The 14,631-nt window shown below is 41.9% G+C and carries 7 protein-coding genes; all 7 read left to right on the top strand.

The genetic code is table 11. From position 1 onward, the window contains the following. The first annotated feature begins 3 nt into the window (after nt 1-3). The 7 genes from E7Y33_RS07965 to E7Y33_RS07930 all read left to right on the top strand — a co-directional run bounded on the left by E7Y33_RS07965 (nt 4) and on the right by E7Y33_RS07930 (nt 14,465). Nucleotides 4-675 carry a YggS family pyridoxal phosphate-dependent enzyme gene (locus E7Y33_RS07965; protein ID WP_139690171.1) on the top strand — a complete coding sequence of 224 codons (672 nt, stop codon included), beginning with the start codon at nt 4-6 and terminating at the stop codon, nt 673-675. 9 nt (nt 676-684) lie between these two features. Further along, nucleotides 685-1,215, top strand: coding sequence for a cell division protein SepF (locus E7Y33_RS07960; RefSeq protein WP_000053367.1), 531 nt, complete (start codon nt 685-687; stop codon nt 1,213-1,215). Continuing rightward, complete coding sequence (locus tag E7Y33_RS07955; protein ID WP_000576501.1) at nt 1,215-1,475, top strand: YggT family protein; 261 nt, start codon at nt 1,215-1,217, stop codon at nt 1,473-1,475. The genes E7Y33_RS07960 and E7Y33_RS07955 overlap by 1 nt, the downstream gene beginning before the upstream one ends. Then, nucleotides 1,472-2,263, top strand: a complete 792-nt coding sequence (locus E7Y33_RS07950; protein ID WP_139690170.1) for a YlmH family RNA-binding protein — start codon at nt 1,472-1,474, stop codon at nt 2,261-2,263. Before E7Y33_RS07955 ends, E7Y33_RS07950 begins: the two co-directional genes overlap by 4 nt. 8 nt (nt 2,264-2,271) lie before the next feature. Then, nucleotides 2,272-3,066 (top strand): DivIVA domain-containing protein, encoded by a 795-nt coding sequence (locus E7Y33_RS07945; RefSeq protein WP_139690169.1) that lies wholly within the window; start codon nt 2,272-2,274, stop codon nt 3,064-3,066. Between the two features lie 252 nt (nt 3,067-3,318). Continuing rightward, nucleotides 3,319-6,111 carry an isoleucine--tRNA ligase gene (ileS, locus tag E7Y33_RS07940; protein WP_139690168.1) on the top strand — a complete coding sequence of 931 codons (2,793 nt, stop codon included), beginning with the start codon at nt 3,319-3,321 and terminating at the stop codon, nt 6,109-6,111. Between the two features lie 293 nt (nt 6,112-6,404). Continuing rightward, nucleotides 6,405-14,465, top strand: coding sequence for a ZmpA/ZmpB/ZmpC family metallo-endopeptidase (locus E7Y33_RS07930; protein ID WP_139690167.1), 8,061 nt, complete (start codon nt 6,405-6,407; stop codon nt 14,463-14,465). Nucleotides 14,466-14,631 lie beyond the last annotated feature (166 nt).

Here is a 14,631-nt window from a genome sequence, read left to right as displayed (position 1 = left end):
TCAATGAATTTGAAAAAAAATACTGAATTAGTTTTTCAGCAAATAGCTGATGCTAGTCAAGAAGCCAACCGTGCTCTAGATGCTGTTTCAGTAATCGCAGTGACAAAGTATGTAGATGTACAAACAGCGGAAGCCTTGCTTCCGCTTGGTGTCCGTCATATAGGTGAAAATCGAGTTGATAAATTTTTAGAAAAATATCAGGCCTTGAAAGATTACCCAGTTACTTGGCATTTAATAGGAACACTACAGAGACGGAAAGTGAAAGAAGTAATCCCATTTGTGGATTACTTTCATGCTTTAGACTCCTTAAAGTTAGCCCAGGAAATTCAAAAGAGAACAAATCATGTTATCAAGTGTTTCTTGCAGGTCAATATTTCTGGGGAAGAAAGCAAGCATGGGTTTTCAAAAGAAGAATTGCTAGAACTTTTGCCAGAATTGGCTAAGTTAGATCAGATTGAGTATGTTGGTTTAATGACCATGGCTCCTTTTGAGGCAGACAGTGATGAATTGAAAGAAATTTTCAAGGATACGCAGGCTCTGCAAGCAGAAATTAGAGAAAAACAAATCCCTAATATGCCGATGACAGAGCTAAGCATGGGAATGAGTCGTGATTTTAAAGAAGCGATTCAGTTCGGCTCAACCTTTGTTCGAATCGGTACAGCATTTTTTAAATAGGAGAGAGCTATGTCTTTAAAAGATAGATTCGATAAATTTATAGATTATTTTACAGAAGACGGAGAAGAAACGACTAACTACCAGACTCAACAAGAGGAAACAGTTAGCCCAGCCATCTCATCTTCTAAAGAATTACCAGCACCTGCTCAGTCAGGATCAGCTAAAGATGCAAATATCACTCGTCTTCATGCGCGACAGCAAGAATTGGCAATGCAAAGCCATCGTTCAGATGAGAAAGTGACAATTGACGTTCGCTATCCAAGAAAATATGAAGATGCAACTGAAATTGTAGATTTGTTGGCTGGAAATGAAAGTATTTTGATTGATTTCCAATACATGACAGAAGTACAAGCCCGTCGTTGCCTTGATTACTTGGATGGAGCCCGTCATGTCTTGGCTGGAAATATGAAAAAAGTTGCGAGTACGATGTATCTATTGACGCCTGTCAACGTTGTCGTGAATATTGAGGATATCAAGCTTCCAGATGAATCACAAAGCGCTGAGTTTGGTTTTGATATTAAACGAAATAGAGCAAGATAATGATTTTCTTAATTCGTTTAATCCAAAATGCGGTTAGCATTTATTCCATCATTCTCGTTGCATTTGCTCTTCTTTCATGGTTTCCAAATGCCTATGAAAGCCAGCTAGGTCGCTTAGTTATCAGACTTGCTCGCCCAGTTATTGAGCCCCTTCGTAAGCTCAATCTACAATTTGCTGGTCTTGATTTTACGGTTTGGGCAGCGCTGATTCTGATTCAGTTTGTTGGAAATCTCTTAACACGACTAGTCCTATTACTATGACAGCAAATCGAGCCATTTATCAGCATTTTTCCCAAGATGATATTCCCTTTATTGATAAGGGATTAGAGTGGATCAAGCGGGTAGAAGATACCTATGCGCCGGTACTTACTCCTTTTATCAATCCCCATCAGGAACAGATCTTGAGGGTGCTAGCTGGGACATATGGACTGGGTTGCCAAAGTAGTGGTGATGTTCTTCCGACAGAGTCGGTTCGAGTTCTTCTCTATCCAGATTACTTTGAACCGGAGATATCAGACTTTGAAATGGCCTTGTTGGAAATTTGCTATCCGAGTAAGTTTGAACAACTGAGTCATGGAAAAATATTGGGAACAATCATCAACCAACTAGGGATTGACCGTAAATTATTTGGTGATATCTTGGTAGATGAAAAGAGAGCACAGATTTTTGTCAATCGTGATTTCATTCCTCTTTTTCAGGATGGAATAAGAAAGATTGGCAGACTTCCTGTATCGCTGGAGGAACGTCCTTTTACCGATAGGATTATATCTAAAATTGATTATAGAGAACGAGAAATTTTAGTTTCGAGTTTTCGATTGGATGCCCTCTTATCAAGTGCCTTGAAATTATCTAGAAATCAAACTAGTCAACTGATTGAGAAAAAATCTGTCCAGGTGAACTATCATCTGGTTGAAAAAAGTGATTACCAGGTTGCAGTTGGAGATTTGATCAGTGTGAGAAAGTTTGGTCGTCTAAAAATTGTCAAAGACAATGGACAGACAAAAAAAGACAAGATAAAATTAAGCATTCAATTATTATTAAGTAAGTGAGGAAAAGTATGCCAATTACATCGTTAGAAATTAAAGATAAAACCTTTGGTACAAGATTTAGAGGTTTTGACCCAGAAGAAGTAGACGAGTTTCTTGATATCGTTGTTCGTGATTATGAAGACTTGGTTCGTAGCAATCACGACAAAGAGACACACATCAAGAGTTTGGAAGAACGTTTGTCTTACTTTGATGAAATGAAAGATTCCTTGAGTCAGTCAGTTCTGATTGCTCAAGATACAGCTGAGCGTGTCAAACAAGCTGCTCAAGAACGTTCAAACAATATTATTCAACAAGCTGAACAAGACGCTCAGCGTTTGCTTGAAGAAGCGAAATACAAGGCAAACGAAATTCTCCGTCAGGCAACAGATAATGCTAAGAAAGTGGCTGTTGAGACAGAAGAGTTGAAGAACAAGAGTCGTGTATTCCATCAACGCCTCAAGTCTACGATTGAAAGTCAATTGGCTATTGTTGAGTCATCAGATTGGGAAGACATTCTTCGCCCAACAGCAACGTATCTTCAAACAAGCGATGAAGCCTTTAAAGAAGTGGTGGGTGAAGTTCTTGGTGAAACTATTCCTTCACAACCTGAGGAAGAGCCAATTGATATGACTCGTCAATTCACACCAGAAGAGGTTGCTGAATTGCAAGCTCGTATCGAGGCTGGCAACAAAGAATTAGCTGAGTTTGAAGCTCAACAAAATCAACAGACAGAAGAAAGTGACCAGCATGAAGAGCCAGTTGAGGTAGAGGCTACTGCAGCAACTGAAGACGATGCAAACAAAGAATCTGTTCTTATCCTATAAGAAAATGTGAGAACAAGGTCTAACCAACTATATTTTCAGCGAGCGGGAGATGGTGTGAGTCCTGCAGTCCCTAGTGGTTAGATTATCCTCTCAAGCAATCCAGTCCGAAAGCAGTAAGACTGGACGTCCCCCACGTTACGGGAAAAGAGGAAAAGAGACCCTGTCTTTTTTCGAACAAAGGTGGTACCACGATTTTCGTCCTTTTTGCGAATCGTGGTTTTTATTTTGTCATTTTAAATTAAAGGAGTAACAATGAAACTTAAAGAAACCCTCAATCTTGGGAAAACAGACTTTCCTATGCGTGCTGGTCTTCCAACTAAAGAACCAGTTTGGCAAAAAGAATGGGAAGAAGCAAAACTTTACCAACGTCGTCAAGAATTGAACCAAGGAAAACCACATTTCACCTTGCATGATGGACCTCCGTATGCAAACGGAAATATCCACGTTGGACATGCCATGAACAAGATTTCTAAAGATATTATTGTTCGTTCTAAGTCTATGTCTGGATTTTACGCTCCTTACATCCCAGGTTGGGATACTCATGGTCTGCCAATCGAACAAGTCTTGGCAAAACAGGGTGTTAAACGCAAAGAAATGGACTTGGTTGAGTACTTGAAACTTTGCCGCGAGTACGCTCTTTCTCAAGTTGATAAACAACGTGAAGACTTTAAACGTTTGGGTGTTTCTGGTGACTGGGAAAATCCTTATGTGACTTTGACTCCAGACTATGAAGCAGCTCAGATCCGTGTCTTTGGTGAGATGGCTAAAAAAGGCTATATCTACCGTGGTGCCAAGCCAGTTTACTGGTCATGGTCTTCTGAGTCAGCCCTTGCTGAAGCGGAAATTGAGTACCATGACTTGCTTTCAACTTCCCTTTACTATGCTAACCGCGTCAAAGACGGAAAAGGTGTTCTAGATACGGATACTTATATTGTCGTATGGACCACTACACCATTTACTATCACAGCATCTCGTGGTTTGACAGTTGGAGCAGATATTGATTATGTATTGGTACAACCAGCTGGTGAATCTCGTAAGTTTGTAGTTGCTTCAGAATTGTTGACTAGCTTGTCTGAGAAATTTGGTTGGGCTGATGTTCAGGTCTTGGCAACCTACCGTGGTCAAGAATTGAATCACATCGTAACAGTCCACCCATGGGATACGGCTGTAGATGAGTTGGTAATCCTTGGTGACCACGTTACGACTGACTCTGGTACTGGTATTGTCCATACAGCCCCTGGTTTTGGTGAGGACGACTACAATGTCGGTGTTGCCAACGGCCTTGAAGTTGCTGTAACAGTTAACGAACGCGGTATTATGATGGAAAATGCTGGTCCTGAATTTGCGGGTCAGTTCTATGACAAGGTTGTGCCGACTGTTATCGAAAAACTGGGTGATTTACTCCTTGCTCAGGAAGAAATTTCTCACTCATACCCATTTGACTGGCGTACCAAGAAACCAATCATCTGGCGAGCTGTTCCACAGTGGTTTGCTTCTGTATCTAAATTCCGCCAAGAAATCTTGGATGAAATTGAAAAAGTGAAGTTCCACTCAGAATGGGGGAAAGTTCGTCTTTACAATATGATTCGTGACCGTGGCGACTGGGTTATCTCTCGTCAACGTGCTTGGGGTGTTCCGCTTCCAATCTTCTACGCAGAAGATGGTACAGCTATCATGACAGCTGAAACGATTGAACATGTAGCTCAACTCTTTGAGGAACACGGTTCTATCATCTGGTGGGAACGTGATGCTAAGGACCTCTTGCCAGAAGGATTTACTCATCCAGGTTCACCAAATGGCGAGTTCAAAAAAGAAACAGACATCATGGACGTATGGTTTGACTCAGGTTCATCATGGAATGGAGTAGTGGTCAACCGTCCAGAACTCAAATATCCAGCAGATCTTTACCTTGAAGGTTCTGACCAGTACCGTGGTTGGTTCAACTCATCACTTATCACATCTGTTGCTAACCATGGCGTTGCTCCTTACAAACAAATCTTGTCACAAGGTTTTGCCCTTGATGGTAAAGGTGAGAAGATGTCTAAATCTCTTGGAAATACCATTGCTCCAAGCGATGTTGAAAAACAATTTGGTGCGGAAATTTTGCGTCTCTGGGTAACAAGTGTGGACTCAAGCAACGACGTGCGTATCTCTATGGATATCTTGAGCCAAGTCTCTGAAACTTACCGTAAGATCCGTAACACTCTTCGCTTCTTGATTGCTAACACATCTGACTTTAACCCAGCTCAAGACGCAGTGGCTTACGATGAGCTTCGTTCCGTTGATAAGTACATGACCATCCGCTTTAACCAGCTTGTGAAGACTATTCGTGATGCTTATGCAAACTTTGAATTCTTGACAATTTACAAGGCCTTGGTGAACTTTATCAACGTTGATTTATCAGCCTTCTACCTTGATTTTGCTAAAGACGTTGTTTACATCGAAGGTGCCAAATCACTCGAACGCCGTCAAATGCAGACTGTCTTCTATGACATCCTTGTTAAAATCACCAAACTCTTGACACCAATCCTTCCTCACACAGCAGAGGAAATCTGGTCCTATCTTGAGTTTGAAGCTGAAGAATTTGTTCAATTGTCTGAATTACCAGAAGCTGAAACTTTTGCCAACCAAGAAGAAATCTTGGATACATGGTCAGCCTTCATGGACTTCCGTGGACAAGCTCAAAAAGCCTTGGAAGAAGCTCGTAATGCAAAAGTAATCGGTAAATCACTCGAAGCCCACTTGACAGTTTATCCAAATGAAGTGGTGAAAACTCTTCTTGGAGCAGTAAACAGCAATGTAGCTCAACTTCTAATCGTGTCTGAATTGACCATCGCAGAAGGTGTAGCTCCAGAGAGTGCAGTTAGCTTTGAGGATGTAGCTTTCACAGTTGAACGCGCTACAGGTGAAGTATGTGACCGCTGCCGTCGTATCGACCCAACAACAGCAGAACGCAGCTACCATGCAGTCATCTGTGATCACTGTGCAAGCATCGTAGAAGAAAACTTTGCGGATGCAGTTGCAGAAGGATTTGAAGCGAAATAATCAGATTAAAAATATGTCTTCTCATAGTTTAAGATGAGAGGAAAGGTAAAAGAGAGAAAGTCATTTCTCTCTTTTTTTGCTGGTAAAAGCTTAGGATAAAGATGTAGAAATTCAACATTTGTAGGAAAAGTTTTAAGTTGATTTTCTGAGATTTTTTAAAATAGGAGTCGTGTTTTGGTACTTTTCAAAAGCATGTGTTGCTTCTAAAAATCGCGACAAATAATTTGAATAATCAAGTGAAATCAGGTAGAATAGAAAGGATTGAATAATATATTGAAGAGGAAATTTTGAGAATGAAACATCAGTTTTATGGAGAAAAACGACAGCGTTTCTCTTTCCGAAAGTTGTCCGTTGGGCTCGTTTCGGCGACTATTGGAAGCTTCTTTTTGAATGGGCAAATGGCTGGGGGCTTGACTTCTGTGAAAGCAGCAGAAATTCAAAATCAGCAGTCTGCTCAGGTTAAATACCACTACGTAGTGGAGTCTGAATTGACGGAGGTAGAGAAGAGTGCCTTGATTAGGGAGATTCCAAAGTATGTTGAGGATGCTTCAGAGACCTATTACTTAGTTTATCGTCCGACTACTCAAGGGGATACATCTGGAGTATTACCTAAGACAGGTCACTCCGGTCTTTGGGAATCAACTTTTACAGCGATGGGTCTTGCATTACTAGTGCTTGTAGTTGTTAGAGGCAGAAATGGGAAGAGGTATTTATCTTCGATCTTGTTGGTAACTGGAATGGGATCCATACTGCTATCTCCAACAGTCTTAGCAGTGACGAATATCGAACTCGCTGCATATAATCAAAGTCTTAACTTGGGTCTTGGAGATGCACTGCCAGCGCCATTGAAAATTGATAGTTACGACTATATCGGTTACTTAAAGAATGAAGAACAAAATGATAGTCATTTAGCTCATTCTGCTCAGAAGGAAAATCCGACACTGGACTTGGAGAAAGAGAAGGGAAGTGAACTTAAACCGAGTGAAACAAATCCGAATACAAAAGAGATTGTTTCGGATAAGGGGGATGCTTTAACTGAGGAAGAAAGAGAAGCTATAGCTGCCAAGGAGAGAGAGTCTGCTCTTCTAAGCCCCGTTTATGACTTGCCAGAACTAAAAATTAGCGAGCAGGAGTCGGTTCAAGAACTTCCTTATCAGACAAAATACCAGTATTCAGATGAATTGGCTCAAGGACAATCAAAAGTTATACAATCAGGTGTTCGAGGTCAACGTACAGTAGTGACTCGTCATTATCGTAAGGGTCAAGAAATCGTGAAAAGTGAAATGATTTCTGATCAAGTGACGCTTGAACCTATTTCTGAAATTATTTTAGTTGGAACAGCTCCAACTAACTCGATACCAAAAGAAACTCCAGTCTACGAGACTCCAGAATTGGTAGAATATGGCACAACTCCAGAAACAGCCCCAGTTCACGAAGTTCCAGAATTAGCAGAATACGGCACTAGTCCTGAAACGGCTCCAGTTCATGAAACTCCAGAATTGGCAGAATATGGAACTAGTCCTGAAACGGCTCCAGTTCATGAGACTCCAGAGTTGGCAGAGTATGGAACTAGTCCTGAAACGGCTCCAGTTCATGAGACTCCAGAGTTGGCAGAGTATGGAACTAGTCCTGAAACGGCTCCAGTTCATGAAACTCCAGAATTGGCAGAGTATGGAACTAATCCTGAAACAGCTCCAGTTCACGAGACTCCAGAGTTGGCAGAGTATGGAACTAGTCCTGAAACGGCTCCAGTTCATGAAACTCCAGAATTGGCAGAGTATGGAACTAGTCCTGAAACAGCTCCAGTTCACGAGACTCCAGAGTTGGCAGAGTATGGCACAAATCCTGAGACATCCCCAGTTCACGAAGTTCCGGAATTGACAGAGTATGGTACCAGTCCTGAGACGCCTCCAGTTCAAGAGATTCCAGAACTGACGGAATATGGCACAACTCCAGAAACAGCACCAGTTCACGAAGTTCCAGAATTGGCAGAGTATGGCACTAGTCCCGAGACGCCTCCAGTTCAAGAGATTCCAGAATTGACGGAATATGGCACAAATCCTGATACAGCTACTATTCATGAGAATTCTGAGTTGGAATTGACTACAAATGATGAGGTTAGAATAGAAAAGATTGATTTTTCTATTGACGAGCAATATACAGATGAGATTCCAGAAGGAAGTCGTCAGATCGCGACTCCGGGAGTCCAAGGCGAACGGACCATCAAGACTCGTGTCTACAGTTCCAATGGTCAGGAAATCGATCGTCAAGAGTTGTCTAATGAAGAAACCTTGGCTCCAGTAACGCAAATTGTCAAAATCGGCACGGCTAAACCAAGCAAGGTGCCAAATGATGCACCGAAAGCAGACGCTCTGCCAGAATATCCACTGACTTATACAGATGAAACGCGCGTTGAAAAAATCAACTTTAACATTCGTGAAGAAGAAACGGATGAATTGGTTCGTGATGCTCGTCAAATTGCGACTCCAGGAGTCCAAGGTGAGCGTACGATTAAGACTCGTGTTTACAGCTCTAACGGTCAGGAAATCGATCGCCAAGAATTGTCTAATGAGGAAACCCTAGCTCCAGTAACGCAAATTGTCAAAGTCGGAACAGCTAAACCAAATATGGTACCGAGCGAAGCACCGAAAGCAGACGCTCTGCCAGAGTATCCGTTGACTTATACTGATGAAACTCGTGTAGAGAAAATCAACTTTAGCATTCGTGAAGAAGAAACGGATGAATTGGTCCAAGATGCTCGCCAGATCACAACACCAGGTGTTGAGGGAGAGCGCACGATTAAGACTCGTGTCTACAGTTCTAACGGTCAAGAGGTTGATCGCCAAGAGTTGTCCAACGAGGAAACTCTAGCTCCCGTAACGCAAATTGTTAAAGTTGGAATGGCTAAGCCAAGCATGGTACCGAATGATCCACCGAAAGCAGACGCTCTGCCAGAGTATCCACTAACTTATACCGACGAAACTCGGGTTGAGAAAATTAACTTCACAATTCGTGAAGAAGAAACGGATGAGCTTGTTCGAGATGCCCGCCAAATCACAACTCCAGGAGTCCAAGGCGAACGCACGATTAAGACTCGTGTCTACAGTTCCAATGGTCAGGAAATCGACCGTCAAGAGTTATCCAATGAAGAAACCTTGACTCCTGTAACGCAAATTGTCAAAGTCGGAACTGCTAAACCAAATATGGTACCAAATGAAGCACCGAAAGCGGACGTTTTACCAGAGTATCCGCTAACTTATACCGATGAAACTCGTGTAGAGAAAATAGCCTTCAACGTAGAGGAGCAACATACGGACGAATTAGTTCGTGATGCCCGCCAAATCGCGACTCCGGGTGTCCAAGGCGAACGAACTATCAAGACTCGTGTTTACAGTTCCAATGGTCAAGTTGTTGACCGTCAAGAATTGTCTAATGAGGAAACACTAGCTCCTGTAACGCAAATTGTCAAAGTCGGTACGGCTAAACCAAATATGGTACCAAATGAAGCACCGAAAGCGGAAGCTCTGCCAGAGTATCCGTTGACTTATACTGACGAAACTCGCATTGAAAAGATTGCCTTCACCATCGAGGAGCAACAGACGGACGAATTAGTTCGAGATGCCCGCCAAATCGCGACTCCGGGTGTCCAAGGCGAACGAACTATCAAGACTCGTGTTTACAGTTCCAATGGTCAAGTTGTTGACCGTCAAGAATTGTCTAATGAGGAAACACTAGCTCCTGTAACGCAAATTGTCAAAGTCGGTACGGCTAAACCAAATATGGTACCAAATGATGCACCGAAAGCGGAAGCTTTAGAGGAGTTCGATTTAATTTCACTGCATAATCTCTTGGCAGAAGCGGATCAGATTAAAGCTCAGGCCCGTTATTTCAACGATAGCCAGAGTCATCAAGCTAACTATGATGCTGCTTTGACGGCTGGTCAAGCTATTCTGAGCCAATCTCAAGCTAGCCAAGCAGAAGTCAACCAACTTGTGGAACAAATCAATCAAGCTAAAGCTCAGTTAAGCGGTCTTGATGTTGTCAAAACAGCTCTTCAAACTGAATACGATTTAAATCCAACTGTTAAAACTTCTGTGAAATATAAGAATGCTGATTCAGATAAGCAGACAGCTTATACAGACGAATTAGCCAAAGCAGAAGGAGTTCTGAACAATCAAACTGCTACACAAGTACAGGTCAACCAAGCTCTTGCTAGCCTGACAGCAGCCAAAGAAGCTCTAAATGGAGTGCCTAAGGTCAAGCCAACGGTTTCCATTCTAAGTCTAACCGAGAATGTTGATGATAAGTCGGTGACGGTCCAATATAGATTGGAAGACCAGACCCAGTCCTTCCGTTCAGCGACTGCAGAATTGTATCAGGGAGACCAGCTAGTTCGCACTCTTTCGATTACCAACTTTGCTGGCAGCTTGAAAATTGGCGACCTAGACTACTACACAGGCTATACTCTAAAAACCAAGTTGACTTATGAACTGGATAATGGCAGCTTTACTGAGTTTGAAACAGACAGTCGTAACTTTGAGTTAGAATACAAGAAGATTGCCTTCCGTGATATTGATTCCGTTGAGTTTTATCATAAAGAAAACGACCAATACAAGCGCTTTGTGTCGATGAGCTCTATGCCTACGGATCTGTCTACTTACTTCGTCAAAATCAAATCAAGTGAATCCAAGGAAATTCTCCTACCAGTTCACAGCATTTCTGAAGCAGAGAAAGATGGCAAGGCAGTCTATAAGGTTAATGTAACCCTTCCTGAACTCGTCCAAGAAAGTGAAGCGGTCTACAAGTCTGGGCACGACTTCTACATCAGTAAGGCAGTCCCTAGTCAGCAAAATGTCTACACCAGCTTTGCTGGATTGGTAGACGCCATGAAGCGAAATATGGCAGGAAATTATGTTCTGGGAGCTGATTTGGATGCGAGCGAGGTCAACCTAGCTCCTGCGGATTATGTCTACCTCAAAGGGAACTTCACCGGCAGTCTGACAGGTAGTCATAATGGTAAGCAATACGCTATCTATAATCTAGCCAAACCTTTATTTGAAAATCTGAAGAACGGCTCTTCTATTACCAATATCGACTTTAAAGATGTGAATATCGTGGGTACCTATGACTCAGCAGCACTTGCACGCAATGCGGAGAATGCTCGAATCACTGACGTTTCTGTTCAGGGAAGAGTATCGGTAGTAGGCAACGCTTCTAACGTAGCTGGTCTTGTAGTTAATGGAACCAATACGAAAATTACCAATAGTTCCTTTACTGGTACCATCCTATCTAACAATCAACACATCAAAGCTTATAACGTAGGTGGTTTGGTTGCAAGCCTCAAAGGAGGAGAATCTCTTCTTAGCCAAAGTAAAGCAGATGTAACGATTATTAGTGGTGCACGATCAAATGAACAACGCATTGGTGGTTTGGTTGGACGTCTAGAAAACAATGCTCGAATCACGAAATCTTATGTGACAGGAAAATTATATAATTCAACCACTAATGGTCAAATCGGTGGAGTGGTCGGCTCGAACTACTTTAATGGTTTGGTTGATAATGTTATCAGTAATGTTAGCGGTACAAATGTTTATAGTATTTCTGGGGATCAGGGATACAAAAACGACCGCATTACGCAAGCCTATAAAGTTGCCAAAAGTGAAACCTTGAAAAACGATCAGTTTGTTACTTCTACAATTACTCAAGAAGAAATGGAAGAAAAACTGACTGCTATGGACATAACAACTAGCCTAGATGACACGAATCTAAATATGCGTTTTGTCGACTATGGTGAAGTAAACAATGCTCAATTTGACCGCGGATATTCTTATGCAAATATGGAGAAACTGCTTCCTTTCTACAATAAAGAAACCATTGTTTCGTTTGCGAACAAGATTCCGAAAGAGCATAAGTTGAATAAGGAGTACCTACTGGATGTTGTCCCAATGAAGGATCATCAAGTAGTTACAGATATTCATAGCAATAAAACAGCAATCAATCGTTTGATGCTTCACTACATGGACAATACCATTGATTACCTAGAAATATCTTATCAGGGAGATTTCGTAAATCGAGGCATTGCTGAGTATAGTATCAAGGGGTTAGACCTTCTTTATACTCCAGAAGCCTTTGCATCAGATTATACTAGTATTCTAAATCAAGTCTTGCCAGAGCTAAACAAAGTCGTTCTTGATTCGCCAGCTATGCGAACAGCTCTCGGAGTAGCAGCAGATACTTCTTTAGATGAACTATACTTAGACACCGCATTTACGCAAGTGAAAAGCAAGCTATCAGGTGAGCTTCGCAAAGTGCTGGCTATGGATAAGGCTATCAATACTGAAGGTGAAGTAGTTAAGGATTATCTTGTTAAGAAGATTCTTGCTGATAAAGAAGCTTTCCTATTAGGTCTGACTTATCTTCATCGTTGGTACAATATCAACTATGATAACTTTAATGTTAAGGACTTATCGGTTTACAAGTTTGATTTCTACGGTAAGAATGATACTTCGACTTTAGATACAATCATTGCTTTAGGGAAGTCAGGATTGGAGAATCTCAAGGCTAAAAATAACTATACAGCTTATGATAATTCGCTCTCTGAAGCAACTGGTAAACGAGGACTCTTCAATTATCTTGAAGGCTATCGTCAGCTCTTCCTGCCTTATAGGACCAATAATGAATGGCTCAAAACCAATACAAAAGCCTACATCGTTGAGGCCAAGTCGGATGTAGCAGAAGCTAGACAGCTTCAGGATGCAGCCGAGGGTAAGAGCAAGTACTCTGTTGGTGTTTATGACAAGATTACTGCAGATAATTGGGAACACAAGGGCATGCTCCTGCCACTCTTGACCATGACGGAGAAGGGTGTCTATGCGATCTCTAATATGTCTACCCTCTCTATGGGAGCTTATGATCGCTATCGCCTTGATGCTAATAACAGGGTCCGCACAGATGCAGAGCTAGCGGAATTTGTCGAAGACCGAGTGAGAAAAACAGCTGAATACCAGCGCGATCACTATGACTTCTGGTATAAGATTCTAAGCGATGAAAGCAAGGACAAGCTCTTCCGTTCTGTTTTGGTTTATGATGGATTCTCATTGGTTGACAAGAATGGTCAAAGATATTGGGCTCCATCTAATGACAAAAAATCACTAGCTATGCAGGAGTTCTTCGGACCAGCTGGTAAGTGGTATCCTAGCAAGGGCTATAATGCTTATGCGACAGGAAGTGTAACCCACTTTGATGCAGCTAAATTGTTAGAAGACTATGGAAACTCTGTCTACACCCATGAAATGACTCATAATTCTGATGGTGCTATTTACTTTGAAGGATATGGTCGTCGTGAGGGACTAGGTGCGGAACTCTATGCTCGCGGACTCTTGCAGTCTTCGCCGAGCGCAGATGAACCAACTATTACGCTCAACACTCTCTTCAAGGTGGACAAGGATTCTAAGACACGTATGCATACCTATAATTTCAAGGAACGTGTTCAAAATGTAGAAGATCTGCAACACTATGTCCATGGTATGTTTGACATGATCTACACGCTGGATTACCTAGAAGGTACTTCTATGCTGAAACAGAGTGATGATGCGAAACTTCAGTGGTTCAGAAAGATGGAGAATTACTATATTACTGATAAGTATGGTAAGGAAACCCACGCTGGAAACCAGACACGAACCTTCACTGCTGAAGAAATCAAGCAGCTAAAGACCTTTAACTCTCTAATTGAAAATGATGTTATCACTCGTCGTGAGAACAAGGAAAGCGGAAAATATGGTCGAAATGGCTACCTCAGTCTCAGTCTCTTCTCACCAATCTACTCAGCCTTGAGCAATCCGAAGGGAGCTCCAGGTGATGTCATGTTCCGTCGCACAGCCTATGAATTACTAGCCGCCAAAGGCTACCATGATGGATTTGTTCCTTATGTTTCTGGTAAGTACTCTCAAGAAGCCTTTGATGAAGGCAAGAAAACGTGGGACGGATGGTCCGGAAGAGATGTTGGTCTGGTAACGGACCAGAAAGTCTTAGAAAATGTATTCAAGGGTGAATATGACTCCTGGGTAGCCTTCAAGAAGGCTATGTACCAAGAGCGGATTGATAAGCTAACCAAGCTCAAACCAATCACTATTGAGTACGAACTTAGAAATCCAAACAGTACTAAGAAAGTAACGATTCGCTCTTATGCAGAGATGCAGCAGTTGATGGATGAAGCAGTGGCAGAGGATGTGCGCAACATTACCAATGCTACTAGCCGTGTCGAAGCTAGCTGGGTCAACCTGCTCAAGAAGAAGATTTACAACGCTTATCTTCGTGAGACAGACGACTTCAGACAGTCTATCTTTGAAAAATAAGCTTTTTGCAAAGATAGACACGAAAAAAGAAGATCCAAGTGATCTTCTTTTTTTAGGTGAATGGCTTGCTTAGTACAAAAACGAATGAATTTACAAACAATCTGATACATGACCTATTTTTTACTCTAAATGTCTGGAGAGAAATTTGAAATCATTCACCATCTAG

The organism is Streptococcus oralis (assembly GCF_006175905.1).
In the GTDB taxonomy this organism is placed as follows: Bacteria; Bacillota; Bacilli; order Lactobacillales; family Streptococcaceae; genus Streptococcus; species Streptococcus oralis_BG.
Note: the sequence above shows the minus strand (reverse complement) of the source record. Positions and strands in the feature narration are given on the sequence as shown.

Excerpts from the sequence above, each read along its gene's own strand:
- E7Y33_RS07965 (WP_139690171.1), top strand. The coding sequence starts at position 4 with ATGAATTTGAAAAAAAATACTGAATTAGTTTTTCAGCAAATAGCTGAT.
- E7Y33_RS07960 (WP_000053367.1), top strand. The coding sequence starts at position 685 with ATGTCTTTAAAAGATAGATTCGATAAATTTATAGATTATTTTACAGAA.
- E7Y33_RS07955 (WP_000576501.1), top strand. The coding sequence starts at position 1,215 with ATGATTTTCTTAATTCGTTTAATCCAAAATGCGGTTAGCATTTATTCC.
- E7Y33_RS07950 (WP_139690170.1), top strand. The coding sequence starts at position 1,472 with ATGACAGCAAATCGAGCCATTTATCAGCATTTTTCCCAAGATGATATT.
- E7Y33_RS07945 (WP_139690169.1), top strand. The coding sequence starts at position 2,272 with ATGCCAATTACATCGTTAGAAATTAAAGATAAAACCTTTGGTACAAGA.
- ileS (WP_139690168.1), top strand. The coding sequence starts at position 3,319 with ATGAAACTTAAAGAAACCCTCAATCTTGGGAAAACAGACTTTCCTATG.
- E7Y33_RS07930 (WP_139690167.1), top strand. The coding sequence starts at position 6,405 with ATGAAACATCAGTTTTATGGAGAAAAACGACAGCGTTTCTCTTTCCGA.